This is a genomic window from Celeribacter baekdonensis (genome assembly GCF_003047105.1).
Lineage (GTDB): Bacteria > Pseudomonadota > Alphaproteobacteria > Rhodobacterales > Rhodobacteraceae > Celeribacter > Celeribacter baekdonensis_B.
On the sequence record NZ_CP028472.1, the window covers coordinates 200186 to 227039 of the forward strand.

A 26854-nucleotide genomic window follows, 5' to 3' on the forward strand; every position below is an offset into this window, starting at 1 on the left:
TGTGCAAAAAGACAAACTCCGGCTCCATCTACTCATCACGCGCAACGCCGCAATATGGTGCCGCCGCACGAAGCACCTGTGAGACTGCGCCTGCATCGAACGGAACTGAATTCGCACTTCGATGTGATTTGCAGCACCTGTGATTACTTTCTGTCCGTCATCCCTCCCTTGCATTTTTGCTTTTCTCATTTTGATTGTGTCGGACTTGCGTCGCCACGCTCTTAAATGGCTAAAATACAGTACTGCATGTTGATCATTTAGGTCGGCGTGAAAGGCAATAAAACATAGGATTTTCAATGACTTTTAATGCACAAGGGATGTCCCGTCGGTCATTGCTAAGCATGATTGGCACTGTTGCGGGCAGCGCGGTCATGTATAGCGCAATGACTGAAATGGGGTTGGCTCAATCCTCCAATTGGGCGGGGCGGCCGGAGTTGAGCGGCGCGCCAAAAGGCACGCGGATTTTGGTCCTTGGGGCCGGTCTTGCCGGTATGACAGCGGCGTTCGAATTACGGAATGCCGGCTATGAGGTGAAGGTTCTCGAATACCGTGAAAAGGCTGGCGGTCGGTGCTGGACGCTGCGTGGGGGCGACACCTACACGGAGCTTGGGGGATTTGAGCAAAAGGTTGAGTTTGAGGACGGCAACTACCTCAATCCCGGTCCTTGGCGCATCCCAAGCGACCACTTCGCGGTGCTCGACTATGCGAAACGGTTCGGTGTGGAACTGGAACCGTTCATTCAGGTCAACTACAACGCCTATGTCCACAACACCGAAGCGTTTGAGGGCAAACCGCAGCGGTTCAAAGAAATTGACGCCGATTTCAGAGGCGGGGTCAGCGAACTTTTGGCCAAGGTTGCGGACCAAGGCAAACTCGACGGGCTGGTCAGCGCCGACGATGCGAAAACCCTTGTCTCGGCTTTGAAACGCTACGGCGCGTTGGATGAAAACGCGGCCTATGTCAAAGGCGAGGACTCGTCGTCCCATCGCGGTTGGACCAAAGCAGAAGGTGGCGGTGCTGACGGTGAACCCATCCCGTCCGATCCGCATGATCTGTCCACCATTCTCAATTCCGATCTGTGGAAGAGCCTCACAGGCGGTCTGCATCTGCACATGCAAACGACCATGTTCCAACCCAAAGGCGGCATGGACATGATTGCGCAGGGCTTTGAAAAACAGGTCAAAGACCTGATCACCTACAACGCCAAAGTTGTGAAAATTCGCAACACCGACGATGGCGTCGATGTCACATGGGTGCCATCAGAGGGGGCAGGGGCCGAGGCGGTGGAACGCGCGGATTACTGTATCTGCACCATTCCCTTCTCCGTTCTGGGTCAGATTGATCACGATTTTTCCACGCGAATGTCTCATATCATTTCGACCATGCCCTACGCCTCTTCGACCAAGGTTGGTTTGGAGTTCAAGCGGCGGTTTTGGGAGCAAGACGAACACATCTACGGCGGGATCAGCTACACCAACTTGCCGATCTCGCAAATCTCTTACCCATCCACGGGATATTTCAGCGATGGCCCCGCTGTGCTTTTGGCGGCCTATAGCTGGGGCGCGTATTCCTATCAGTTCAACGCCTTGCCGCCCTCTGAACGGGTCGCCAAAGCCTTGGAATACGGGGCGCAGATTCACCCGCAATATACCGAGGAGTTCAAGACCGGCGTTGGCGTCGGCTGGCACCGCGTGCCGTGGACGCTCGGGTGTTTTGGCCTGTGGAATGACCGTGAGGCCGACTACATGGATGCGACAAAAATGGATGGCCGCACATTGATGGCAGGCGAACATATATCCTACCTCCCGGCGTGGCAGGAGGGGGCGATCTTGTCCTCGCTTGATGCCATCAAACGTCTGCACGCCACGATCGTCGAAAACTGAGAGCTGGAGAGACACCTATGAAGCATACATTTATGGCTGCCCTTGCGGTTTCAGTTTTTGCTGTACCGCTTTGGGCCGATGACGTTCGCCCAGACACTTCTGGCTGGTTTGAAAACCCGGCCAAATTGGACCAACGCGGTGGCGAAGAGATCTACCGCGCGGTCTGTGCGGCATGCCACATGCCTGACGGCAAAGGCGCGCAAGGGGCGGGGATGTACCCGGCTTTGGCGGGAGATCACAACCTCGAATTCGCGGATTATCCCATCCATGTCGTGCTCAACGGGTTGCGTGCCATGCCCGCTTTGGGCGGCCAACTTGATGACGAACAAATTGCCGAGGTCGTGAACTACATCCGAACGAGCTTTGACAATAGCTACGCTGAAGATCCCGCCACAAGCGAGATGGTTGCGGCGAGCCGCTAACCCTTTGGCGCCGGACGTCCCCCGGCGCCAGTGCCCCCTACATTCAAAAGGAATATAACATGGTATCCATTAAATCTCTGCTCTGCGCTTTGGTCCTGTCCAACTTGGCCGCACCTGTTTTGGCCGAGGAGCCTGTGCGTCACCCGTTGCCGAACTCGAGCTTCCCGATCCTGCAAGCGGTGGAAGTTCCCGCGACTGCGACCACCGTTTACCTGTCCGGCACTGTCCCCGGCGTGCTGAACGCAGATGCGGAAAAAGGCACCATCGCGGCCTATGGCACAATGGAGGAGCAAACCGTCTCCGTGCTGAACCGCATTCAGGCCACATTGGAGTCGCTTGATATGAGCATGGGCGATGTCATCAAAATGCAGGCGTTCCTCGTGGCCGAAGACGGCAAACTGGTGGATTTTAGCGGCTTTATGGACGGCTATACGCAGTTTTTTGGCACAGAAGACCAACCCAACCTCCCTGTTCGGTCCGCTTTGGTTGTCGATGCTTTGGCAAATCCGGGCTTTCTGGTCGAACTCGAAGTGACGGCTGTCCGTCCTTAATCCGGCGCGTCAAATCCACAACACCTTCCGAAGCCACAGCATGCTTTGTGGCTTCGGAACAGTGAGTGTCCGAAGAGAATGCCGATGGGCTGGGCAGGTTTTGTCGCATCGAACGCGGCCATCGCGCGGCGTTTCTGAGCCGTATCAGATCACGGCTATGAGGATCGGCTTTGCCCATGTTTTCGTCCTGCTTTTGATCCCAACGACCTATTCCAACCTCGCGTAATTCTCCTCCAATTGCGCCCGGCACAGCCGTGGCTTTCCTCTTTGGCGCAAACTTATCGGTTGACAGAACGGCCCAGCATTTCGTTAATGCCCCTACGTCAGGGGAGTCCCGCCCAAGGGACTGAGAGGCTGATTGACGGCGGAAACTCCGCCCGAGGTGACGCGACCCTTAGAACCTGACCCAGTTGATGCTGGCGTAGGAAGACCGAAGGGCATTTCCGTACACCTCTACCACGAGGGCGGTCCTTTCGGGCCGCATGGCCCATTTGCGTTTGCGCGCATGGGCGGTGGTCCATGTCTGCTACCCGTTTCACTTGGGTCTCATCGTTATGAGGAGACCGAAATGAAAGACACGATCCCAACACTCACCACCGGCGCTTTGCCTGCCTCGCAAAAAATCTATGTTCATGGCCAGACCCATGAGCTGCGCGTGCCGCTGCGCGAGATTTCCGTGACGGGGGAGGCGCCCTTGCGGGTCTATGATAGCTCTGGCCCCTATACCGACCCGGCGGTGCAAATCGAGATTTCCGAAGGGCTGGCCGATGTGCGCGGCGGCTGGCTTCAGGCGCGCGGTGACATCGAACAATATGAGGGACGGGTGGTGACAGAGGCCGACAACGGCTTTGTGACCGGCACACGCTTGACGCCCGCTTTCCCGAAACAGCGCGATCCATTGCGCGCAGTTGGCACCCGGGCCGTGACCCAGCTCGCCTATGCCAAAGCCGGGGTGATCACACCCGAAATGGAATTCGTCGCCATTCGTGAAAACGAAGGCCGGATGGGGGCCTATACCCGTGATGGCGATCCAATGGGGGCGGAGTTGCCCGATCTGGTCAGCCCTGAATTTGTGCGCCGTGAGATTGCCGAAGGCCGCGCGATCATTCCCGCCAACATCAACCACCGCGAATTGGAACCGATGATCATCGGCCGCAATTTCAAGGTGAAGATCAACGCCAATATCGGCAATTCCGCCGTCACCTCCTCGATGGAAGAAGAGGTGGAGAAAATGGTTTGGGCGATCCGATGGGGTGCTGACACGGTCATGGACCTCTCGACCGGTCGCAACATCCACAACATCCGTGATTGGATCATCCGTAACGCGCCGGTTCCGATTGGCACCGTGCCGCTCTATCAGGCGCTTGAAAAGGTCAATGGGATTGCCGAGGATCTGACGTGGGAGGTGTTCCGCGACACGCTCATCGAGCAGGCGGAGCAGGGGGTGGATTATTTCACCATCCACGCAGGTGTCCGGCTGCACATGATCCCGATGACCGCCAAACGGGTGACCGGGATTGTGTCGCGTGGCGGCTCGATCATGGCAAAATGGTGCCTGCATCATCACCGCGAAAGTTTCCTCTACGAACATTTCGAAGAGATTTGCGACATTTGTCGCCGCTATGATGTCAGCTTTTCGCTGGGCGACGGGTTGCGCCCCGGCTCCATTGCCGATGCCAATGACGAGGCACAATTTGCCGAGTTGCGCACGCTGGGTGAGCTGACCAAAATCGCTTGGGCCAAGGACTGTCAGGTCATGATCGAAGGCCCCGGCCATGTGCCGATGCACAAGATCAAAGCCAATATGGACGAGCAGTTGAAACATTGCCACGAGGCACCGTTTTACACGCTCGGGCCACTGACGACAGACATCGCGCCGGGCTATGATCACATCACCTCCGCCATCGGTGCGGCGATGATCGGATGGTTCGGCACGGCGATGCTATGCTATGTCACGCCCAAGGAACACCTCGGCCTGCCGGATCGCGACGATGTCAAAACCGGGGTCATCACCTATAAACTCGCCGCCCATGCCGCCGATCTGGCTAAGGGTCATCCCGGCGCACAGCTGCGTGATGATGCGCTGTCACGGGCGCGGTTTGAATTCCGTTGGGAGGATCAATTCAACCTTGGTCTTGATCCCGACACCGCGCGCGACATGCATGACGAAACCATGCCGAAAGAGGCGCATAAAGTGGCGCATTTCTGTTCCATGTGTGGGCCGAAATTCTGTTCGATGCGGATTTCCCATGACATCCGCGCCGAGGCCGCAAAGCAGGACGGCATGGCGGCCATGGCCGAAAAATTCCGCGAGGGTGGTGAACTTTACCTGCCGACAGACGACAGCGCGACGGAACCGGCGCAATGATCTCAGTTCTTGGATCGGGCGTGGTGGGATTGTGCGTTGCCACCGCGCTACATGAGGCGGGGCATGAGATCGAAGTCATCGCGCCCGAACATAGCACACCCCCCGCCTCGTGGCTGGCGGGGGGGATGCTTGCGCCCTTTTGCGAGGGCGAAAGCGCGCCTGAGGTGATCGTCACGCGCGGACAGTCGGCGGTGGATTGGTGGGCGGCGCATGTTCCTGACGTGGTGCGACGCGGGACGCTTGTGCTTGCCGCCCCGCGTGATGCGAGGGAATTGGATCGTTTTGCGCGCGCAACACGCGGGCACGACTGGGTTGTGCCTGAGGCACTTGAACCCGCAGTCTCAGGACGATTTGCGCGCGGGCTTTTCTTTGCGACAGAGGCGCATCTTGATCCCCGTGCCGCGCTCACCGCCTTACGCATGCGGCTTTTGGCGGCGGGGGTGGCGTTTCGCGACGCCCCTGCGCGTGGTCGCGTGATAGAGTGCACAGGGATCGCGGCCCGCACGGCTCTGTCCGATCTACGCGCGGTGCGTGGTGAAATGTTGGAACTGCACGCGCCCGATGTGGCCCTCACCCGGTCTATCCGCCTGCTGCATCCGCGCTTTCCGGTCTACATCGTGCCCCGCGCCGCGGGGCGGTACATGGTCGGGGCGACGATGGTCGAAAGCGATGACGCGGGCGGCATCACGGCGCGCGCTGTGATGGAATTGCTGTCGGCCGCCTATACCGTTCACCCCGGCTTTGCCGAAGGTGAAGTCATCACAACGGCGGCGGGGTTGCGGCCGTCCTTTCCAAACAATCTGCCTGCCATCCGGCATGTCGGCGATGTGATCCACGTCAATGGCATGTACCGCCACGGGTTTTTAATGGCCCCGGCGCTCGCCCTTGATCTTGTGTCTGTTTTGGCAAAGGAGCCTGCCCATGCGCATTGATTTGAACGGTGTATCCTATGAGACGGCTGCCCCGACACTTGCTGATTTGATTGTGGAAACCGGTGCAGAGGCGGCCGCAGTTGCCACCGCGCTCAACGGGCAGTTCGTGCCCTGCACGGCACGTGCATCGACCCCACTCACCCAAGGCGCAAAGGTCGAACTCCTTGCGCCAATGCAGGGAGGATAGAATGTTTTATGGCATAGACCTCAACACCCGTTTGATGCTCGGCACGGCACAATACCCGTCGCCCGAAGTGCTGCGCGCGGCCATTTCGGCCTCTGGCGCGGAGGTTGTCACCGTCTCGCTGCGTCGTGAAGGACCGGGGGGCAGCGGATTTCGTGACATTCTTCGGGACAGCGGGTGTCGGATTTTGCCCAACACCGCGGGCTGCCATACGGTCCGCGAGGCCGTGACCACCGCTCATATGGCGCGCGAACTGTTTGGCACCCCCTGGATTAAGCTCGAAGTGATCGGCCATGCCGACACGTTGCAGCCCGATCCCTTTGCGCTGGTCGAGGCTGCCCGCATCCTATGTGCGGATGGGTTTGATGTCTTTCCCTATACGACCGAAGACCTGATCGTCGGTGAGAAACTGATCGAGGCCGGATGTCGCGTATTGATGCCATGGGGGGCGCCGATTGGCTCCGGGCAGGGGCTGCGTAATATTGGTGGGCTGCGTGCCATGCGGGCGCATTTTCCACAGGTGCCTTTGGTGATCGACGCCGGGATCGGCGCGCCGTCTCAGGCCATGCACGCGATGGAAATGGGCTTTGATGCGGTGCTTTTGAACACCGCCGTGGCCAAGGCACTTGATCCTGTGGCGATGGCACGGGCTTTTTCTGACGCAATCACGGCGGGACGTTTGGCGCGGGAGGCGGGTCTTATGCCTATGCGCGACATGGCCCAAGCGTCCACGCCAGTGTTCGGCATGGCGGAGTTGTTGGCATGAGCCTTGATCCGTTTTACCTGATCGTGGGCCATGTCAGTCAGATCGAATTGCTCGTCCCGCACGGGGTTCGCCTCGTCCAACTGAGGATCAAAGATCAACCGGAGGCGGAAATTCACCGTCAAATCCGTCGTGCCCGCGACTTTTGCGCCGTGCATCGCGCCCAGCTTGTGGTCAACGATCACTGGCAGGTGGCGCTTGATCTCAACTGTTCCTTTGTCCATCTGGGCCAAGAAGACATGGACAGCGCGGATTTTGCAGCACTGCGTCGTGCGGGGGTTGCCGTTGGCCTGTCCACCCATGATGAGGCCGAACTGGAGCGCGCCCTGTCGTGTGATCCGGCCTATGTGGCGCTTGGCCCGGTCTATCCGACGCTGCTCAAAAAGATGGCATGGGGTCCGCAAGGGCTGGATCGCGTGACCGCGTGGAAACGCGCGGCGGGTAAGGTTCCGCTGGTGGGGATCGGCGGGCTGACGCCGGAGCGATTGCCGGGGCTGTTCGCCGCCGGGGCGGACAGTGCCGCTGTGGTCACAGACATCGCGCAGGCGGCTGATCCCGAAGCGCGCTGTTGCGACTGGATCAAGGCCACGGAGGCGTGGCGATGAACCGGTATGTCAGGCAAGAAATTCTACCCGAAATCGGTGTGGCGGGCCAAGCGCGATTGGCCGCCGCACGGGTTTCGGTGGTGGGCGCAGGTGGGCTTGGCTCCACCGTTTTGCCGCTTTTGGCCGGGGCGGGGGTCGGGCGGATCGACATTGTCGATCCCGATCATGTCGAGGAAAGCAACCTGCACCGTCAGACCCTGTTTCGGATGTCCGATCTGGCCCAACCCAAAGCCGAAGTTGCCGCACAAAGTCTTGCGGCGCTCAACCCCGAGGGCCGGTTTATCGCCCATGCCACCCGGCTCGATCCAGAGAATGCCGCCAACCTCACAGCGCAGGCGGATCTGATCGTCGATGCCGCCGACAGTTTCGCCACCAGCTATGCGCTCTCCGATCTCTGCTTCGCGGTTGAACGCCCGTTGATCAGCGCCTCGGTGTTGGCGCGCCAGGGCTATGTTGGCGGGTTTTGCGGCGGCGCGCCCAGTCTGCGCGCGGTGTTTCCCGATCTGCCCTCGCGACTTGGGAGCTGTTCGGACACGGGCGTGATGGGACCGGTGGTGGCGATGCTCGGTGCGCTTCAGGCGCAGATGGCGTTGTCGGTTCTGTTGGGTCTCAAGCCCTCGCCCTTGGGACAGCTCTTATCGCTTGACCTAGCGCGGTGGCATGTAAGCGGCTTTCGATTTGACGGCGCGCCAGAGCCGGTTGCAATGCCGGAGATTTTGGCCCCTGCGCAGATCGACGTGGGGGATTTGGTCATCGACCTGCGGGGTCGCGACACAGTCGATCCACAGCCTGCGCCGGGACAGCGCGTGGTTTTCATTTGTACCTCAGGATTGCGGGCATGGCGGGCGGCCAAACGATGTGCTGCGCTTGGGCACCACCGGGTCGCCATCGTCGGAGACGGGCAGTGAGCGGGGTCGTGCTCTGCATCGGCGGTCTGGATTCGAGCGGCGGGGCGGGCGTGTTGCGCGACAGTGCCACGGTGCACGCCCTCGGGGGCACCGCGCGCGTTGCCGTCACAGCGGTGACCGCCCAAAGCGATCGCGCTGTGACGGCCGTTCACGCCATCCCACCCAAGGTCGTGGCGGATCAAATCGACATCGCCGGTGCGGTGAGCGCGGTCAAAATTGGCATGTTGGGCACGGCAGGGATCGTCGAGGCGGTTGCCGCCGCTTTCCCTCGCGCCCCATGCGTTTTGGACCCGGTGCTGATGTCCAGTTCGGGTCACATGTTGCTGGATGATCTCGGGGTCACGGCCCTGTTGGATCGGTTGTTGCCAAAGGTCGACCTTCTGACACCGAACGTGCCGGAACTGGCGGCTTTGGCGCGCCGCCTCTGTGTCCCAGAGGACGACCCTCGCGCCTGTGTTGAGCGGCTTTTGCACCGCGGATGCGGGGCAGTTTTGGTGAAGGGCGGACATGCCGAAGGCCTTTCAAGCGTCGATCACCTGTATCGCCGGGACGTCCCGGTTGTGGCCTTCGGCGCGCCCCGAATTGATGCCTCGCTCAGAGGCACCGGGTGTCGTCTGGCCAGTGCCATCGCGGGTCATATCGCACAGGGTGCCGGTCTTGTTGACGCGGTTGCTTTAGCAAAACAGCATGTCCACGGCGCGTTTGTATTGGCGTCTGGCGCGCCAAAACCACAGCCGGGCACCTGATGCCAGTCTCCCAAGCGTGATGTTTTACGCGTGCGGGATTGGATCAAAAATCCAGACCAAGATCGAGCGTGCGCGCCGAATGTGTCAGCGCCCCGGAGGAGATATATCCAACCCCGGTGGCGGCCACTTCGGCGATGCGCTCCAACCGCATGTTGCCCGAGGCCTCAAGGATCACCCGCCCCGCCGTCATCTCGACAGCGTCGCGCAGAGTTGGCGTGTCCATATTGTCGAGCAGCACCACATCCGCGCCGCCCTCATCAAGCACTTCGGCCAGTTGGTCCAGACGGTCCACTTCGATCTCGGTGCGGATCATGTGCGAAGCACTGGCCTTGACCGCTTGCAAAACCGGACGAATGCCACCCGCGGCGGCAATGTGATTGTCTTTGATCAGGATCGCATCTGACAGCGAAAAGCGATGGTTGAACCCGCCGCCATGCAAGACCGCTTGTTTTTCGACCAACCGCAGGCCGGGGGTGGTTTTGCGGGTGCAGGTGATGCGGGTCGCGGTGCCGTGGGTCTCGGCGACAAACGCGGCGGTCAGCGTGGCAATGCCACTCAGACGCCCGGCAAAATTGAGAGCGACCCGTTCGGCGGACAGGATGGAGGCCGCATCCCCTTCGATCTCCATCAAAAGATCGCCTGCTGCGATGGCGGTTCCATCGGGCGTGTGAAGCGTGACGGAAAGGTCCGGGTCAACCAAACGACAGGCAATGGCCGCGATTTGCATTCCAGACACCACACCCGCCTCGCGCGCCTGTATCCGGGCGCGATACTTTGTGCCCGCCGGGATCACCGTCCGGGTGGTGATGTCGCCATAGGTGCCAAGATCTTCCATCAGGGCCGCGCGCACCAGCGGTTCCAAAATCAGGTCGGGCAGGGGGGACAGGGCGGTCATGGGAACTCCGGTTCTGGATGGGAAGGCTGGGCCAGCGCGTCAGATAGGGTGAGGGCGTCGGAAAGGATGAGAGACGAACGAGTCCCCGTCTCACCATGTGTTTCGGGAAAGTCCGACCGACAATGGGCTCCACGGCTTTCTTCCCGCATCAGGGCAGCCGCCGCAATCAGGAGAGCTGTGGCCGTCATATTGTGCAGAGCAGGACAGTCAGGCTGTGCCGCTTCAATCTCTGCAATGTCGTTTATGGTGCGGGTCAGCCCAGCAGCATCACGGATCACACCGGCCCCATCGGTCATGGCGCGGCGCAGCCGGGCCACCAACGCGGGATCAGGCGGCTGCGCAGGTGCCAAGTTTGGCAACGTGACGGTCGGGACTGCGTCGGGCGCGACAGGCCCGAGTGTGGCATCAATATCCACCGCACAGCGGCGGGCATAGACCAGAGCCTCAAGCAAGCCGTTTGAGGCCAGCCGGTTCGCTCCGTGCAAGCCGGTCGAGGCCGCTTCGCCACAGGCCCACAGGCCCGCAAGCGTGCTGCGCCCCGCCTCATCGGTGGCGATCCCGCCCATGTGGTAATGCGCGGCAGCGGCCACCGGGATCGGGTCGCGGACCGGATCAATTCCGGCCTCACGACAGGCCTTGGCCACAGCCGGAAAGTCGGTCAGGATACGGGTGCCGAGGGCGTCGCGCGTGTCAAGGGCCGGGCACAGGCCCGCTTGGGTCTGGGCATAAATGGCGCGGGCAACGATGTCGCGCGGTGCGAGTTCCGCATCGGGATGCAGCCCCAGCATGAAGCGTTCGCCATGGCGGTTGATCAAAAGTGCACCTTCGCCGCGCAGCGCTTCGGTCGCCAAAGGCGCGGGGTCGGCCCCGGTGGCCATGGCTGTGGGATGAAATTGCACAAATTCCGCATCTGCGATCACGGCCCCCGCACGGGCGGCCATGCCGATCACCTGTCCGCGAATGCGCGGTGGATTGGTGGTGAGGGCATAAAGCCCGCCCGACCCGCCGCCCGCCATGATATAGGCCGCGCCGCGCACAAGGCATGAGACTGAGAGCCCGGTGTCGGAATGCGCATCACAGCGCGCGATTTCGAGGCCGGTGACACGGCCATTCTCGGCCTGAAGCCCGGTGGCCATCACGCCTTCTAACACCTGAATAGACGGGGTGGCACGGACTTCGGCGATCAAAGCGCGCATGATTTCTGCGCCAGCTTGATCTCCGCGCACCCGGACCACGCGGGCAAAACTATGCGCTGCCTCACGCGACAGCACATAGTCGCCTTCAGACGTGCGATCAAAAGGCGTGCCCAGTTTGGTCAGATCAAGGATATGCGCGCGGGCTTCGGCGGTGACCTGTGTGGCGATTTTGGCATCCACGGTGCCCGCCCCGGCGCGAACCGTATCACGGGCATGGTCTGCGGCACTGTCGGCGTCATGCATGGCCGCGGCGACCCCGCCCTGCGCCCAAGCCGAACTGGCACCTTCACCCAAAGCCTCGGGTGAGATCATCAACACCGGGCGTGGTGCAAGTTTCAAGGCCGCGTAAAGCGCCCCAAGCCCAGCCCCAACAATGACGATCCGGCCTGTGCTCAGCGCGTCCATCTGGGTTAAACCGCGAGACGACGGGACAGGTCGATCATTCGCTCGACCGCCACCCGTGCCTGTGCCGCGATCTCGGGATCAACCTCAACGGCCCCCTGCATCGAATGGAGCGACCAGAGCACTTTTTCGAGCGTGATTTTCTTCATATAGGGGCACATGTTGCAGGGGCCGACAAAGTCCACATCCGGCAGTTCATCCGAGATGTTCGCGGCCATCGAACATTCCGTCACCAGCATGGCCTTTTCGGGCCGTTCGCGATGAACATAGTCGATGATGCCGCTGGTTGAGCCGGAAAAATCCGCCTCGGCGATCACATCTGGCGGGCATTCGGGGTGGGCGATGATCCGGGTGCCGGGATTCCAGTCGCGATACTCGCGCAAATCTTTGGCGGTGTATTGTTCATGCACGATGCAGGACCCTGCCCACCAGACCACGCGTTTGTTGGGCACCTCTTTGGCGACATTTTGGGCCAGGTATTGATCGGGGGTCATGATGACGGTGTCGCTGTCTTGTGCGGCAACAATCTGGGCCGCATTCGAGGAGGTGCAACAGATGTCAGAGGCGGCTTTGACCTCGGCTGTGGTGTTCACATAGGTCACCACCGGCGCGCCGGGGTATTTGGCCCGCATTTCGGCAATCCCTTCGGCGGTGATGCTTTCGGCCAGCGAACAGCCCGCGTCCATATCCGGGATCAGCACCGTTTTGGAGGGGTTCAGGATTTTCGACGTCTCGGCCATGAAATGCACACCGCATTGCACGATCACATCCGCTTCGACCTCTGTGGCTTTGATCGCCAGTTGCAGACTGTCGCCGACCACATCGGCAATGCCGTGATAGATCTCAGGCGTCATATAGTTATGCGCCAAGATCACAGCGTTGCGTTGCTTTTTGAGGGCAAGGATCGCTTTGACATAGGGCGCGTAAATGGCCCAGTCTGGGGGCGAAATCACCCGGTCCATTTTGGCATAGATGTCCGCCAACTCTTCGGCACAGGCGAGCGAAGGGGTCAGGTCATAGTGATTGGCAAGTTCGGTGCGCATGGCGGTTTCATCGAGCAAAATGTATAGCCTTTGTCGGTTCGTGTTGGGCACGGGAGGTGACAGAGTGTGAAGCCGGTTCATGTTTCGGCACGCAGGCTGTTTAATCTAGGGTTAACCCAACGGCAAGCGCGCAGGACAAACCTTGCTGTTCTAATGCAGGTTTCGCGGTATGGGCAGTGGTCTGAGGGAGAGGCCGGGTGGCGGATCAGCGAGTCTCGTTGTGGTGCTGAGACCCCCTCGCAGGTGCACAGCGCCAGTTCGACGTGACAGATGTGTTGGCCACGGCTCGGCGCGTTCACGATTTTGACCAATGGACATTGCAATGAGAATGTCGCCTGACCAGCCAATCGGCAAGATGCCGTTGTCCCGTCAGGCGACCTGTCGCTCTGTAAAGAACATGCGTCACGGGCGCAGGCCCGGAGCATCATCGCTGATGTGGTTTCACTTTAGCAAGACGTCGAGCGGGATCGGCCGGCTTATGGTCCAACTGTCTGTCGCGGCCGGTTGGCCATGGGTGATCTCGATGATCTGCATTTCGGCGACGTTCTGGTGGTGCAATTCCGCCGTGAAGCTTCGCGGCCCAAAGGCCGTCGGTTCGTCTTGCATCTTTTCTAATTCTGCTGTGACGTCCGCACCATCAAGCGTACCGGCGCGTTCCACCGCCTTGGCCCAGAGATCAATCAGCACATAACCAGGATAGGCGTAGGAACTGGCCGGGCGGGTACCTGTGGCTTTTTCATAAGCTGTATTGAATGCCTCGACAGCGGGGCGTGGGTCGTCGCCATAGATCGAACCTTGCACTGGGACAACGAAGCCGGACAAATCGGGGGTGGCATCCAGCCAGTAGGAGCCATCGACAGCCGAGCCATTGAGAATGAGCGACGTGATCCCTGCCGCGCGAAGTTGTCGCACCGCCGAGGCCGCCCCCGGAATGTAGGAGCAGAGCATGATCACATCCGGCTCTTGCGGCAACGCCTTGATCCGGGTGATCTGGCTGGCGATCGAGGCGTCATCGTTCTTGAATGTGTCGCGGCCCACGATCTCGGTGCCGTCGATCTGTGGAAACATCCAGTCGAAGCCGCTACAGATGCCCTTGTTATATTCGATGGTGGTATCAAGCAGAACATAGCCCGTCTGTGCCCCGCGTTTGGCATGGCTCCATTCGGCCATCGTCGCGCCCTGTACGGCGGCCAGCACTGAACCGGAGAAGGCATGCGGGCCCACGCCCTGAATGCCAGCTTTCACATCTTCGGCACAGAGAAAGAAAGACACCATCCCTTCGGCTTCGGCGGAAAGCGCCGCTGGTGCGCCAAAATCGTAATCGCAGCTTACGATCATCATGTCCGCGCCGTCGTCGATCACCTGAAGCCCGGCCTTGGCCGATTGTTGGCGGTCGGTTTTGGTATCGGCCTCAATCCATTTGATCTGGCGCCCAAGCAGTCCGCCATTGGCATTGATCTCGTCGATCCGAATTTTAGCGGCGGTCGCGGCAGGCGTATCGTAGGCCTCCATCCAACCGGACTTCGCAATGGCGAAGCCGATGGTGATGTCTTCGGCCATGGCAGGCAGCGCTAGCGCCGCCACTGCCGCAGCAAGAGCAAATCGTTTCACGGTGTTTCTCCTCTGTTGGTTGATGTCGCATCTGTAAGACGTGATTGGCGAAGCCATCGCGGCTTCAATCTGAATTCTTTGCCCGCCGTCAGGCCGTTCGGTCGCACAATCAGCACCACGATCATGGTGAGGCCGATCAGGATCTCCTGACTTCCCGAGGGCAGCGCGACATGTGCGCCGCCGATGGCCACGCCCTGTTCGGCCCGCACCAACAATTCGATGAGCGAAGAGAGCAACAGCACACCGGTCACGGCCCCCGAAAGGCTGCCGATCCCGCCCACGACCAGCATCGCCAGCGAAATGAAAGTGATCCCCAAATAAAAGCTGTCGGGATTGAGTACGCCAATGGAATGCCCAAGGAGCGCCCCGGAGACGCCGGTGAAAAATCCCGAAATCACCAATGAAAGTAGCCGATGGCGATACATGTTGATGCCTGAGGCGCGGGCGGCCACCTCATCTTCGCGGGTTGCCCGCAGAGCCAAGCCGGAGGCAGAGTTGGCATAGAGGTTGGCCGCGAAAATCGCCGCCACCGCCCAGCCCAGTGCCACCCATGGATCGACATATCGTGGGAGCCCCACAACCGAACTTGTCGCCCCTGTGACCCCTTCCCAGTTGGAATACACGGTGTTGATAATGGCCAGAAAGGCAAAGGTGGCGATTGAGGCAGCGATGCCTGAAAGCCGCAGGATCGCCGCGCCTGATAAAAGTGCGATGAAGGCCGCCAACAGCCCGCCTGCGATGGCCGCGGGCAAGACATGCCAGTGCGCCTGCATCAGCCAATCGGGCAGATCGGACAGAAACAGCGCTTTTGATTGTGGCTTGAGCGTCAGCCATGCCGAACAATAGGCGCCGATGGCCATATAGCCAGCATGGCCAAAACTGATCACGCCGGAATTGCCGACGAACATCCAAAGAGAGACAACCAGCGTCACCCGAACCAGAGTTTCAGCGGCGGTGCGCGCCAGCGCCTTGTCCCCGAACAGCGTCACCAAGAGGACCAAGCCGATCAGCAGCGCGGCCAAGATCATCGGCGTCGAATAGGCCGCCATACGATTGCTTGCATGTTGAGATTGCATTTCAGACCCTCGGTTTGGCAGATGTGGGAACGAACAGCCCCTGCGGACGGACCAACAGGCAGACGATCACCAGCGTGTAGAGAAAAGCATCGCGAAAAGGCCGCGTCTCAAGCGGCAGCCATGCTTGCAAGACGACCGAAACGATGCCCACAAGAAACCCGGCGGCGACGGCACCGGGCAGCGATCCCAAACCACCCAGAACTGTGGCGATGAAAGCCACCAGCATGATCTGTCCGCCCATCCTCACATCGGCAACGCCGGTTTGAGTGACCATGATCAGCGCCACTGCCGCGGCCAATGCGCCGGACAGAGCAAAAGCACCGGTGATCACCCGATTGGCCCGTACCCCGAGTAGGCGTGCCATGGTGAAATTTTCTGCCGCCGCGCGCATTTCCAGACCGATCCGGGTTTTTTTCAGTAGGAGCGCGAGCCCGGTCACGACAAACAGCGTTGTGACAATCACGATCAGCTGTAGCAACGGCACGCTCGCCCCAGCCACGTCGATGGGGGTGTTCAGCCCCGGCCACAGGCTGATCGCTTTGGGACGCCCGCCATAGGTGGCAAGCAGCGCGTTGCGGATGACAAAGCCGAGTGCGAAAGAGGCGATCATCATCGCCACCGGATCGGCCCGCCGCAAATGCCGGAAGACGGCGTATTCGCTGGCCACAGCGATCGTTGCGCCTATCGTCAGCATCAGCGGGATCAAGATCGGCGCGGGCGCGTGCCCCAAAAACATCACCGCGACGGCATCTGTCGAGGGCACGATGAGGGCGAAGACGCAAAAGGCGATGTATTCGCCATGGGCGAAATTGACCAGCTTCATCACCCCAAAAATCAACGCGATCCCTAACGCGGCCATCGCGTATAGCCCACCGAGCGAGGCCGCGTCGAAGAAGAGTTGGGCCAAGTTGGTCATGTCGTCCCCTCCATATGTGTGTTGGATGTGCCGAAATAGGCCTCTGTCAGAGCCTCACGGTCGACCATATCGGCGGCATTGCCTTCGCTCGTGATCCGCCCGCCACGCATCAGCACCATACGTCCGCCGACCCGCGCAGCGCGCAGCGAGCTTTGTTCAACGATCAGCAAGGTCAGTCCGCGATCTTCCTGCAATGCGCACAGCGTGTCATAGACCTGATCTACGATTTTGGGCGCCAGACCCAGCGACGGCTCGTCGACCAGGATCAGCTTTGGATTGGTCATTAGGGCGCGGCCAATGGCCAACATCTGTTGCTGTCCACCCGAAAGCGCGCCTGCCGTCGCAGTTCGTCGGTCGCGAAGGATCGGAAAACTGTTGTAGATATCGTCGATGTCCGCATTCACGGCCTCCGCATCACGGCGAAGACCAGTGCCCACCCGGAGGTTTTCCTCCACCGTCAGCGACCCGAAAATATCACGTCCCTCGGGGACCATCGACAGCCCCAGTCGGGCGATCATCTCGGGTGCCAGACCCGTCAGTAGATCCCCGTCCATCTCGATCCGGCCATGGCTCGTGGCCACAGCGCCGCTGATCGCCTTGAGGAGGGAGGACTTGCCTGCCCCGTTTGGCCCCGACACAAAGACCCGTTCGCCCTCTGCGATATGCAGTGTCAGAGTGTTGACTGCGGGTACTTTGCCATAGCGGACCGCCAAATCGAAAACCCCTAGCTTCGTCATCACACAGCCTCCTGGTCTGACCCAAAATAGGCGTCTCGCACCCGCTGGCTGGCGATGATCGCGTCCCGGTCGCCCGCCTCAATCACCTGTCCAGCATCAAGGACGTAGACATGTGAACTCACCGAAAGCACCAAGCCCACATTGTGCTCGATCAGCAAAACGCCGGTCTCCAACTCCTTGGCCGCTCGGGCGATCAACAGCGCCAAATCCTCCGCTTCCGCCTCAGACATGCCTGCGGCAGGTTCATCCAGAAGTAGAAAGGCCGGGTCGAACATCAACGCTCGCGCGATGCCGACCCGACGTTCATCGGTATAGGGCAGGCCGGCGGCGGGTTTTTCGGCGAGATCGGCCACACCAATCCAGTCGAGCACCCGCATCGCTTCGACTTCAGAGGCATGGCGGGAATACCCCAGCCCCACCCCGGTCACCGCCAGATTGTCGAGCACGTCGAGGCCAGAAAAAAGTCGGCCTGCCTGAAAGGTCCGCGCCACACCTTCACGGCGCAGCAGATGCGCGGGATGTGTCCCGACATCGCGACCGTTGAGCAAGATGCGGCCCTGACTTGGCGTTTGGAATCCAGTCAACACATTGACCAGCGTCGTCTTTCCCGCACCGTTGGGGCCGATTAACCCATAAACCGTGCCCGAGGTCACAGTGAGCGTCACGTCGGTGAGAGCTTTGAACCCGCCGAACGCCACCGTCACCCCGGATACGGCCAGGGCGCACTTGTTATTGCTGCCCATGCCCACCACCGTTCACGCCTCGGCCAGTTCGTGGGCGGGCGCTGTGCGCGTGACCGCAATGTCCGCTGTGAGAACGTATGTGCCGGTTTTGTGTAGGTTCACCGTCCAGCCGGGTTCGACGACAATCGTGGTGGTCACTTCCTCAATCACCGCAGGCCCATGTAGGACATCGCCTGCCCCCAATGCCGCCCCGTCATAGACGGGCGTTTTTTGCGTGCGGCCATCGGCATGGAACACCATCTCGCGATGGGTTTTCAGTGCCGACGCGGCACCGTTGCCCGCTGCGATCATCATCCGTTGCGGTTTGTCCACATGGCCGGTGATCGCGCTTTCCACGTTCACCACCTCGACCGCGTTATGGGGTTCATCATAGGTGTAAAGTTCGCGGTGGCGCGTGTGGAATGCGGCTTTGATGTCCTCAAGCGTGGCTTCGGTCACCTCGAAAGGGCCGATTTCCACGGTGCATTCATGCACCTGTCCGACATAGCGCATATCCAGCGTGCGGTGGATCGAGATGTCGCTTTCGCTGAACCCGTCTCCCTCCAGATCCGCGCGCCCGCGCGCTTCTAGCCCATTGAACAGCCCGTCGAGTGTCTGCGCCGCCTCAGCACCCTGAAGTCGCAACGGCGCTGGTGCCATGTAGTTGTATTTCACGTCCGAAATAATCTGGCCATATGCACAAAGCCCCGAGGCCAGTTTGGAAATCAGTACTTTTGAAATGCCCATTTCGCGGGCAAGCGCTGTGATATGTGCTCCGGTCGCGCCGCCTGCCCCCATCAGAACGAAATCACGCGGATCATAGCCGCGTTCCACCGAAACCCGGCGGATCGCATTGACCATGTTGTTGTTCACGATGGTGAACATGCCGTAGGCGGCTTTTTCCACGCTCAGGCCCAGTGGGTCGGCCAAATTGGTTTTGATCGCAGAGCGGGATTTTTCGATGTCGAGCGGCAGGCGCCCCCCCACAAGCCCATCTGCGTTGAGATAGCCCAGGACAAGATTGGCATCGGTTGTGGTCGGTCGTTCGCCGCCCTGACCATAACAGGCCGGACCGGGTTCCGAGCCCGCCGATTGCGGACCCATTTGCATCAGGCCCATTTCATCAATCCACCCGATCGAGCCGCCACCGGCACCCAGCGTTTCCACTTGGATCATCGGAATGCCGATGCGATAGCGTAGAAAGTCGATGTTCTTGTTGACGTTGGCTTTTCCGTCCTTGGTCAGCGTAATGTCGAACGAGGTTCCGCCCATGTCGCAGGTGATGATGTTCTTCTCGTCCCAAGGCGCGCCCACGTCGAGGGCCGCTTGTGGCGCTGAGGCTGGGCCGGAGTTGATCGCGTAGACCGATTGATCCGCCACCACCTTTCCCAGCGCGAGCCCGCCGTTTGACTGGAAATAGCGGACCGGGTGTTTCGAACCCAATTCGCGGAAGTAGGCATCGACCCCCTCGACATAGCGTTGCAGGATCGGGGCCAGATAGGCGTTGACGATGGCCGTCGAGGTCCGGGTGTATTCGCGCACTTGCGGGTAAAGCCGACTGCCGATGGTCAGTCGCACATCGGGCATCATCTCGCGCACGATCTCGGCTGCACGCATCTCATGTTCGGGGTGTAGCACCGACCAGACAAAGCTGATCGCGACCGACTCCACCCCTTCAGCGATGAAATACCGACAAGCGTCGCGCACATCTTCTTCGCTCAAGGCGGTGCGCACTGACCCGTCGGAAATCACGCGCTCGTTGACCCCTTTGCGCAGGTGGCGTGGCACCAACATTGTCGCTGGGGGATATTCAGGGTCATACCGATAGCCGTCTTCCTTGTGTCCCAACCGAATTTCAATTGAATCTTCGTGGCCGCGGGTGGCGATCAAGCCGGTCTTGGCGCCGGTGTGGGTGATCAGCGCATTCAGGCCGACGGTGGTGCCGTTGATACAGAGGTCAGATTGGGACACGATCTCTGCCGCGCTAAGCCCGGTTTCGTCAGAGATCAGCGCAAGCCCGTTGCGGATGGCCTTGGTCGGTTCGGTTGGCGTTGAGAGCACTTTGAAAATTTGCACGTCACCATTGGCACGGGCCAGAATGAAATCTGTGAACGTGCCGCCAGCGTCGATGCCCAGACGATATTTGCTACGCATGAGAATAATCCTTTTATGTCAGAGACTTCAGGCCGCCGCGCGGGCTTTGGCTGTGGCGGCTTCGTCTACGGTCAACGTTTCAGGGTCGGCAATGACGACGCCATAATCGAGCCGGGCACCGGCGATCGAAACGAGCCCGTTTCGGATGTCGGCCACCACCTTTTGCACCTCGCGCTCGAAGGGGTTGCCATATCCGCCGCCGCCTGGGTTGAGATTGGCGGCGCGTTCGCCGGGGCGAATGGTTTCGATGACGTTATCGATAATGATCTGAGTTTCGCCCGCGCGGGTGACTTCCAAGCGTCCGACCTTTTTTTCGACCATGGCGGATTTCGCCCCAGCCGCGCCCATAGCCGGGATACGGCGCCCTTCGCCGAACGTGATCAACGTCATGTCCCGGTCAAGCGGTTCGACTTCCCACCGCGTGCCTGAACCGCCACGGAATTTGCCCGCACCGCCGCTGTCCGTCATCAATCCGTATTCGTGGATGATGATCGGATAGGAATGCTCCAGCATCTCGATATCGCCTGAGGTCAACGCCCCAAAACAGCATTCCGGTCCGCAGGCGTGCCACCCGTCCTGGCTCGCTGTGGCCCCGGCTCCTGAGATGATCGACGCCAGAACCATGGTCACGTATTCTTCGTCATGTCGCGTATCCCAACCCGCAATGTTGCAGCCATTGGCATGACCCCACGACGCTGAAACCTTGTCCGGTGCCGCCTGTTCGAAGGCCAGCCGGACCGCATCTGTCAGCGTTTCCATGGGCGTGGTGGTGCAGTTCATATGCGGCGCTGGCGGCTTGGCGTTGCACAACGTGCCCTTGGGCCCCATGTCCACCGTCACATTGCGGTAAAGCCCTTCGTTATAGGGGGAGGCAACTGGGCGAACATCATCAGGCCGAGATAGACGCCGGAGTAGGAATTGCCCTCGTAGGAATTGATGAAATACGGGATCTGCGGCGGGCTCTCGATTTCGATATGACAGGTCTCGCCTGTGATCGTCACCGTTGCGGTGATGTCGAAATCGCCAAAGCCGTGTCCCGCATCTTCCAGAATGGCGGTGCCGGAATATGTCCCATCCGGGACCTTTGCGATCAAGCCCGACATATGGCGATTGGCCATCGACAAAAGGTCTTCAATGCAGTCCTGGACAACGTCTTTGCCGTATTTGTCCATCAACGCCACAAGGTTGCGGGCACCGACTTGGCAAGCGCCAATCAGGGCGTTGAAATCGCCTTCCTGATCCCTCCGTGCCCGCATGTTGGTTAACAAGAGGTTCAGCACATCGTTGCGCGGCACCCCTTTGTCCCAGATTTTGACCGGCGGAATGCGCAGCCCTTCGGCGTAGATTTCTTTGGCCTCGGGGTTATAGCCCGCGGGAACCGGGCCGCCGATGTCGGTCAAATGGCCCTTGCAGACCGTCCAAAACGCCAACTCGCCTTGATAAAACACCGGGTAGTACATGCATGTGTCGATGATATGCGATCCGGCATAATCTGGATCGTTGTGCAGGATCAGATCGCCCTCATGGATATCGCCCTCGAAAAACTTATCGACCGCTTTCATCGCAGGAATGAGCGATCCCAGATGGATCGGGATGTCTTGCCCTTGCAGGATCATCTCGGGCGTGTGGTTGAACAGTGCCGTGGAATAATCATGCGCGAGGTTGAACACCGAACTGCGTGCGGTCTTTTCCAGTGCCATCGTCATTTCGCGCTGCGTGGTCTCAAGAACACCTCTCACGACGGAAAGTGTGATTGGGTCGACTTGTCGTTTTGCCATATTTCCGGTCCTCTGCTGGGGGCAGAACAGTGCCTGACGGGGGCTGAAGGCCCTTCCGATCCGGCGCGTTTGTCCTGCACGTCGATCTGCCAAACAGGGTTTCCGGGAAATCGATTCCAGTCTTGACGCTCCGTGCACAAAGCTTTGGCAAACGGCGCAGAAAAATTTGTCAACCAGCGCAAGATGAGTTGACGCAGAGCGCAGACCGCCTGTTTTTCTTTTGTTTTGATCACAGCGTCACGTAATGTTTACGAAGGGAGGACTTTTCGATGACAGCTGCGTTCCGCTTTTCGACGGGTGCAACAGAACCGCAGCATCGTTCCAGCAAATGGAATGCGGTGGTGTCGGAGGCGTATTTTCCGCTGGAGTTGCAATTTCGCGACCCGATCCGTTTCAATGGCGAACTGTCTCGCGTTGAACTGGGCCATGTGGGTATGTCACGGCTCACCTCTGACCCGGTGAATTACGAACGTCGGCGCTCGCATATTTGCAATACTCAGGAAGAGGAATATCTCGTCACGCTGCCGCGCGCGACCTCGGTTGAGTTCCGCCAGATGGGCCGCGACCTGCGCTGCGATCCTGGCGGTTTTATTCTCGAGCGCGGTGACGAGCCTTATCGGTTCCTCTATGAACGCCCTAACGATTTGTACGTGCTCAAAGTCAGCCGCCGGGCGTTGGCCGAGCGGGTGCGTCAGCCCGATCGGTTTTGCGCGCGTGTGATCGACGCCACCACCGGAACGGCGGGGCTTTTTGCCACGATGGTCAGCCATGCTCAGAGCCAGATCGACGATCTCACGCCATCGGCTCGTGAAACCATCGGACGCCACCTGCTTGAACTTCTCGGCCTTGCGCTCAACGATGCCTCGAACGCCTGCGAAAGTGGCTATTCTTCGGTGCGGGCCGCACATCTTTCCAGGGTCGAGAAATACATCCGCGCCAATCTGAAAGACCCCGATCTTTCGCCCGATCTCATTGCCGAAGCCTGCGGTATCTCCAAACGGTACTTGCACGATCTTTTCAAAGATATGAACGGCACCGTCAGCCAGCAAATCCGAGATCAGAGGTTGGTGGCCGCGCGGGACCGGTTGCAGGCCTCACGCGATCTGTCGATTTCCGAGGTCGCCTACCGTTTCGGGTTCGCAGATCAGGCGCAGTTCTCGCGGCTCTTTAAGGCCAAGTTCGGGATGACGCCCTCAGAATTCCAACGCAGCGCGACGCAACGGCTCGCCTGATCCGGTCCGGCAATGGACTTCATCTCTCAGCACAAATCTGATCGAAAAGGGCATTGGCCGCCTGAGACAGCGCGCCGTTGCGGCGATAGATGTAGAAATTGATGTCGGGCAGGGGAGGCAACCCTTCGCGCTCACCAAGGATACGCAAATCTTGGGTCACCATTTCCGGTGTGCGCGCGGTCACGCCCAATCCGGCGTTCAAAGCAACATGAATCCCCGACAGGCTTGGACAGGTATAGCGTTCGATATGGGCCACCCCGCGTTGTTCAAGCGCATCAAGCGCGATCCGGCGAAAGATGGACGGAGAATCCGCAAGCACCAAAGGCACGGGTTGATTGCGTTCCAGTCGCAACATGGAAGAGGCGATCCAAACCGTCGGTGAGCTGCGCAAAAGTTTGCCTTCGAACCGTTCGGAATGGCGTGTGGTCAGGGTCATATCGAGCCGCCCGTCCTCAAGCAAAGGCATAAGGTTCGGGCTGCGGTCCACTTTGAGCATGACGTGAACACGCGGATTGGTCTGGGCATAAGTCGACAGAAACAGCGGCAGAATGGAATCTGCAATATCGTGCGGGGCACCGATGCGGACTTCGCCGACCTCTTGTGAGGCATGCACCATCATCACGGCCTGATCGTTCAGACTGATGATTTGACGCGCATAGCTCAAAAGGTTCTGACCTGCCTGCGTCAGTCGCCGTTTGCGACCCAGCTTTTCAAACAGGGGGATGCCCAGTGTTTCTTCAAGGCGCTTCATTTGCTGACTGACGGCGGATTGCGTGCGATAGACCCGCCGCGCCGCCGCAGTGAATCCGCCCTCTTCCGCAATCGCGACAAAGGTGCGCAACAGGTCTGCTTCGAGATTAGTGATCATGTTGGTGTGCCATTTTCGGGGCAGCATATCACAGCAAGATATCTCGTCACCCGCTTTCGGCCTTTACCGACCCTGCGTCTGCCCTTTTGGCGTTTAAACCTGATCTCGTCCGTTTCATCCCCGCATCAGCGCAGGCCAATGTCAAACGCCAGTGGCACAAGATCGTGCCTGTCTGATCTTCGGCCATGCTGCGTTGCGGCACGTCTCGAAATCGAACGCACAGACGTTTTTGTTCCCCCTCCCGTTGTGAGGGGGAAATATTAAGTCATTATAAAACAAATGGTTAAATATTTTTGACCGGTCTGTTCGCGGGTTGGAAAAGAACCTGCATCCCATTGGGTAGGATCGACGGTCCGGCCAAGGGGAGAGGAGCCCCCGTGGCCTCAGCGACCGTGATCCCGGCGTAAGACACGCTCTTTACCGCAGGATCACTGCGCAACAAGGATGGGAGGAGAGATGCACGATGGCATTTCAGATCAATATTGATAACGGAGGAACGCTGACCGATGTGTGTATCATGTCGGACGACGGCGTTCAAAAGACCAAGGTTCTGACCACGCCTTACGATTTGTCGAAATGTTTTTTCGAGGGTCTGACCAAAGCCTCCGAGGTGGTCTATGGCGCCACGGACGTCAAGCGTCTGCTCGAAGAGGTGGACCTGATCCGTTATTCCACCACCCAGGGCACAAACGCGATTTGTGAGCGCAAGGGGCCGAAACTGGGTCTGGTGCTCGACACGGAGTCCAAGGATCTTGTGGCCTCACTGCGCGACCATGATCCCGAAGTCTATGACGCGTTGATCGGGGATCGGGTGGCTTTTGTCGACACAGCGACATTGCACAGCGATGCCGCCGAAGTCGATGTGGTCAAGGTGATCAATCAATTGACCGCAATGGGCGCAAACCGTCTTGTGGTCTGTTTCAGCGGCGCAGATTTCGGCGATGCAGAAGAGCGCGTGAAGAAAATCGCGCTGCGCAAATACCCGCGCCATTTGTTGGGGGCGGTGCCGGTGCTCTACGCGTCGGATCTGACGGTCGATGCCAATCCTGATCGGCGGGCATGGTCGGCGGTGATCAATTCTTTCCTGCATCCGTCGATGGAGGCGTTTTTGTACAACGCCGAAAACCGTCTGCGTGCGTTTCGCACGAAAAACCCGCTGTTGATTTTCCGCAATGATGGCGATGCCTCGCGCGTGGCCAAAACCGTGGCGATCAAAACCTATTCGTCGGGACCGCGTGGCGGCATGGAAGGGGTGAAAACCTTTGCCTCGCTGTACGGATTTCGGGACACGGTTTCCATCGACGTGGGCGGAACCACCACGGACATTGGCCAATGCACCGAAGGGCGCGTTGCCGAAATGCGGCGCGGTCATGTCGAAGGCATCAGCGTCTCCTTTCCACTGTGTGAAATCATGTCGGCAGGTGCCGGGGGCAGTTCCATCTTTCGGGTGAAAGAGGGCCAAATTGTCATCGGTCCGGAGAGCGTCGGCGCATTGCCGGGTCCGGCCTGTTTTGGGCGTGGCGGCAAAGAGGCGACCATCACGGATGCCAGTTTGCTGTTGGGGCTCCTTGATCCGATGTCGTATTTTGGCGGAGACATGGGGCTTGATCTTGCGCGCGCAGAAGCGGCGGTGATGGCCAATGTGGCCGATCCGTTGGGTGTAAACCTTGAAACGGCGTTGCTTGCGATGTCGGATGCGTTCGAGGCGAAAATTGCCGAGGAACTGTACCGCTGCACCACGATTTCTTCTGATACGGTGATGATGGCCTTTGGCGGCGCTGGACCACTGAATGCCTGTGGTGTGGCCGAAAAAGCCGGGATTTCCCGTGTGGCTGTGCCTGCAATGGCCGCGGTCTTTTCGGCCTATGGCATCGGGTCTTGCGACGTGTCGCAACGCTATGTGGTCAGTCTTGAGACCTGTGACACGGCGTGCCTGAATGCGACTTTGGACACCCTGAATGTCAAAGCTGCGCGCGATATGTTCGCGGAAGGGTTTGAGCCGGGCAGCTATACGATCTTGGCTCAACTGGTGGCTCAGACCGATACGGGCGAAGTGGTGCGACCCCTGACCGAAGGGGACGATTTCCCATCTGACTTGGCCGGAGCTGCGTCGGTGGAATTGGAACTCAGCGCGATCAAAAGCCTCCGCCAAGGCGACACGGGGCACATCGCAGTGTCGCGCAAAGCCGCCGCGAAAGCTGCGGAGCACCGCAAAGTGCTCGTGCCTGAAAAAGGCCGGATCGACCTGCCGGTTTACGCCTTGGGCAGCCTGAAAAAGGGCGATTTTGCGGCTGGCCCGGCCATCCTTGAAGAAGACTATTTTACCGCTCGCGTGCCTGCGGGTTGGGGTTTTGTCGTCAGCGAAGCGGGCGACGTGATTTTGGACCGGGAGGGCTGAGCCATGAAGATTCCGATGACGGAATATCTACGAATTGATCTGGAAACCGAAAAATGGGAGTGCCGCGTTTGCGATCATGTGATTGCGCCTGCCGATGGCAATTACAAAGAAGGATTGTTGGTTCACAACCGCGATCCGCGCGACATCCATCCGCCCATCATCGACCCGGACAAATACCGTTTCACCTTTAGCCCAGACCCGGAATGGGTGCGTATTCTGGAATTCTGCTGCCCAAGCTGCGGCACGCAGGTTGAAACCGAATACGCCATTCCGGGCCATCCCCCGCTTTGGGACATGCAGGTCGATGTCGCGGCATTGAAAGCGCAATGGGCCGCGCGTGGTCCTGCGGCGCTGCCGGATGCGGGTCCCGTGGTGATGCCTGAACGCGGCCATAGCCACTGACCGTAAGCACGGAAAATAACGCCAAGACCCGCGCTGTGATGGCGCGGGTGACACCGGGGGTG

The 26854-nt window shown here is 59.6% G+C and carries 23 protein-coding genes, 1 pseudogene and 1 riboswitch; of the genes and pseudogenes, 13 read left to right on the top strand and 11 right to left on the bottom strand.

Annotation, left to right across the window (positions count from 1 at the left end):
- Positions 1 to 296: 296 nt before the first annotated feature.
- The 10 genes from DA792_RS00975 to thiD all read left to right on the top strand — a co-directional run bounded on the left by DA792_RS00975 (position 297) and on the right by thiD (position 9362).
- A complete protein-coding gene (locus DA792_RS00975; RefSeq protein ID WP_107717590.1) occupies positions 297 to 1883 on the top strand; it encodes a flavin monoamine oxidase family protein in 1587 nt (528 codons plus the stop codon).
- A gap of 17 nt (positions 1884 to 1900) precedes the next feature.
- Positions 1901 to 2305 (top strand): c-type cytochrome, encoded by a 405-nt coding sequence (locus tag DA792_RS00980; protein ID WP_254679217.1) that lies wholly within the window; start codon positions 1901 to 1903, stop codon positions 2303 to 2305.
- Between the two features lie 59 nt (positions 2306 to 2364).
- Positions 2365 to 2856: a RidA family protein gene (locus DA792_RS00985; protein WP_107717594.1), complete on the top strand. Its 492-nt coding sequence runs from the start codon at positions 2365 to 2367 to the stop codon at positions 2854 to 2856.
- A 315-nt stretch (positions 2857 to 3171) separates the two neighbouring features.
- Positions 3172 to 3301: riboswitch (TPP riboswitch) on the top strand.
- Between the two features lie 123 nt (positions 3302 to 3424).
- Positions 3425 to 5224, top strand: coding sequence for a phosphomethylpyrimidine synthase ThiC (thiC, locus tag DA792_RS00990; protein WP_107717596.1), 1800 nt, complete (start codon positions 3425 to 3427; stop codon positions 5222 to 5224).
- On the top strand, positions 5221 to 6156 hold the full coding sequence (locus tag DA792_RS00995; protein WP_107717598.1) for an FAD-dependent oxidoreductase: 936 nt from the start codon (positions 5221 to 5223) through the stop codon (positions 6154 to 6156). Before thiC ends, DA792_RS00995 begins: the two co-directional genes overlap by 4 nt.
- Positions 6146 to 6343, top strand: coding sequence for a sulfur carrier protein ThiS (gene thiS / locus DA792_RS01000; protein ID WP_107717599.1), 198 nt, complete (start codon positions 6146 to 6148; stop codon positions 6341 to 6343). Before DA792_RS00995 ends, thiS begins: the two co-directional genes overlap by 11 nt.
- A 1-nt stretch (position 6344) precedes the next feature.
- Positions 6345 to 7106, top strand: a complete 762-nt coding sequence (locus DA792_RS01005) for a thiazole synthase (protein ID WP_107717602.1) — start codon at positions 6345 to 6347, stop codon at positions 7104 to 7106.
- The gene (locus tag DA792_RS01010; RefSeq protein WP_107717605.1) at positions 7103 to 7708 is read left to right on the top strand and encodes a thiamine phosphate synthase; all 606 of its coding nucleotides are present in this window, start codon (positions 7103 to 7105) and stop codon (positions 7706 to 7708) included. The genes DA792_RS01005 and DA792_RS01010 overlap by 4 nt, the downstream gene beginning before the upstream one ends.
- A complete protein-coding gene (locus DA792_RS01015) occupies positions 7705 to 8616 on the top strand; it encodes a HesA/MoeB/ThiF family protein (protein ID WP_107717607.1) in 912 nt (303 codons plus the stop codon). The genes DA792_RS01010 and DA792_RS01015 overlap by 4 nt, the downstream gene beginning before the upstream one ends.
- Positions 8613 to 9362, top strand: a complete 750-nt coding sequence (thiD, locus tag DA792_RS01020) for a bifunctional hydroxymethylpyrimidine kinase/phosphomethylpyrimidine kinase (RefSeq protein ID WP_107717609.1) — start codon at positions 8613 to 8615, stop codon at positions 9360 to 9362. Before DA792_RS01015 ends, thiD begins: the two co-directional genes overlap by 4 nt.
- Before the next feature lie 43 nt (positions 9363 to 9405).
- On the opposite strand, the gene nadC is transcribed toward thiD, so the two are convergent.
- The 10 genes and pseudogenes from nadC to capB all read right to left on the bottom strand — a co-directional run bounded on the left by nadC (position 9406) and on the right by capB (position 21892).
- On the bottom strand, positions 9406 to 10257 hold the full coding sequence (gene nadC / locus DA792_RS01025) for a carboxylating nicotinate-nucleotide diphosphorylase (RefSeq protein WP_107717611.1): 852 nt from the start codon (positions 10255 to 10257) through the stop codon (positions 9406 to 9408).
- Positions 10254 to 11858 (bottom strand): L-aspartate oxidase, encoded by a 1605-nt coding sequence (locus DA792_RS01030; protein ID WP_107717613.1) that lies wholly within the window; start codon positions 11856 to 11858, stop codon positions 10254 to 10256. Before DA792_RS01030 ends, nadC begins: the two co-directional genes overlap by 4 nt.
- A 5-nt stretch (positions 11859 to 11863) precedes the next feature.
- On the bottom strand, positions 11864 to 12898 hold the full coding sequence (gene nadA / locus DA792_RS01035; protein ID WP_107717952.1) for a quinolinate synthase NadA: 1035 nt from the start codon (positions 12896 to 12898) through the stop codon (positions 11864 to 11866).
- Between the two features lie 441 nt (positions 12899 to 13339).
- Positions 13340 to 14509: an ABC transporter substrate-binding protein gene (locus tag DA792_RS01040; RefSeq protein WP_254679185.1), complete on the bottom strand. Its 1170-nt coding sequence runs from the start codon at positions 14507 to 14509 to the stop codon at positions 13340 to 13342.
- Complete coding sequence (locus tag DA792_RS01045; RefSeq protein WP_107717615.1) at positions 14506 to 15585, bottom strand: branched-chain amino acid ABC transporter permease; 1080 nt, start codon at positions 15583 to 15585, stop codon at positions 14506 to 14508. The genes DA792_RS01040 and DA792_RS01045 overlap by 4 nt, the downstream gene beginning before the upstream one ends.
- Before the next feature lies 1 nt (position 15586).
- Complete coding sequence (locus tag DA792_RS01050) at positions 15587 to 16501, bottom strand: branched-chain amino acid ABC transporter permease (protein ID WP_107717616.1); 915 nt, start codon at positions 16499 to 16501, stop codon at positions 15587 to 15589.
- Complete coding sequence (locus tag DA792_RS01055) at positions 16498 to 17238, bottom strand: ABC transporter ATP-binding protein (RefSeq protein WP_107717618.1); 741 nt, start codon at positions 17236 to 17238, stop codon at positions 16498 to 16500. Before DA792_RS01055 ends, DA792_RS01050 begins: the two co-directional genes overlap by 4 nt.
- Positions 17238 to 17981 carry an ABC transporter ATP-binding protein gene (locus DA792_RS01060; RefSeq protein WP_107717956.1) on the bottom strand — a complete coding sequence of 248 codons (744 nt, stop codon included), beginning with the start codon at positions 17979 to 17981 and terminating at the stop codon, positions 17238 to 17240. Before DA792_RS01060 ends, DA792_RS01055 begins: the two co-directional genes overlap by 1 nt.
- A gap of 12 nt (positions 17982 to 17993) precedes the next feature.
- Entirely contained in the window at positions 17994 to 20114 is a 2121-nt protein-coding gene (gene capA / locus DA792_RS01065) for a caprolactamase subunit alpha (RefSeq protein ID WP_107717620.1), read from the bottom strand.
- A 27-nt stretch (positions 20115 to 20141) separates the two neighbouring features.
- A pseudogene (gene capB / locus DA792_RS01070) lies at positions 20142 to 21892 on the bottom strand (caprolactamase subunit beta).
- Between the two features lie 269 nt (positions 21893 to 22161).
- On the opposite strand from capB, the gene DA792_RS01075 reads away from it, so the two are divergent.
- A complete protein-coding gene (locus DA792_RS01075) occupies positions 22162 to 23124 on the top strand; it encodes a helix-turn-helix domain-containing protein (RefSeq protein ID WP_107717622.1) in 963 nt (320 codons plus the stop codon).
- A gap of 19 nt (positions 23125 to 23143) precedes the next feature.
- On the opposite strand, the gene DA792_RS01080 is transcribed toward DA792_RS01075, so the two are convergent.
- Positions 23144 to 23992, bottom strand: coding sequence for a LysR substrate-binding domain-containing protein (locus DA792_RS01080; protein WP_107717958.1), 849 nt, complete (start codon positions 23990 to 23992; stop codon positions 23144 to 23146).
- A gap of 463 nt (positions 23993 to 24455) precedes the next feature.
- Between DA792_RS01080 and DA792_RS01085 the strand changes: the two genes are divergently transcribed.
- Both DA792_RS01085 and DA792_RS01090 read left to right on the top strand, forming a co-directional pair.
- A complete protein-coding gene (locus DA792_RS01085) occupies positions 24456 to 26390 on the top strand; it encodes a hydantoinase/oxoprolinase family protein (protein WP_107717624.1) in 1935 nt (644 codons plus the stop codon).
- A 3-nt stretch (positions 26391 to 26393) separates the two neighbouring features.
- Positions 26394 to 26792 carry an acetone carboxylase subunit gamma gene (locus tag DA792_RS01090; protein ID WP_199908047.1) on the top strand — a complete coding sequence of 133 codons (399 nt, stop codon included), beginning with the start codon at positions 26394 to 26396 and terminating at the stop codon, positions 26790 to 26792.
- Positions 26793 to 26854: the final 62 nt, after the last annotated feature.